The organism is Faecalibacterium sp. DFI.5.82 (genome assembly GCF_029076575.1).
Classification (GTDB): Bacteria; Bacillota; Clostridia; order Oscillospirales; family Ruminococcaceae; genus Faecalibacterium; species Faecalibacterium duncaniae.
In genome coordinates, this window is sequence record NZ_JARFIS010000810.1 from 1 (window position 1) to 299 (window position 299).

Consider the following 299-nt stretch of genomic DNA (forward strand, 5'->3'; position numbering starts at 1 on the left):
AAGCCCATGACCGCCAGATTGATGGTGTATAGACGGGTGTTCACGATGATGCCTGCCATGATGCTCTCAACGCCCAGACGTGTCTGCAAAAATGCGGTGACAAAGCCCGAACACACACCCGCCGCCATGGCCGCGAACAGGGCCAGGATGGGGTGGCCTGTCAGCGCCACCTGGCAGGCCACGGCACAGACAAGGGTGAAGCAGCCATCGGTGGACAAGTCGGCAATGTTCAGGATCGAATAGCTAAGAAACAGCGCCAGCGCCACAAGACCGTAAATGCAGCACAGCTCCAGCGCCGT

1 pseudogene is annotated in these 299 nt (G+C 59.2%); it reads right to left on the reverse strand.

Annotated features, from left to right (window positions below):
* Positions 1–299, reverse strand: a pseudogene (locus tag P0G09_RS19005) (ABC transporter permease); the annotation flags it as partial.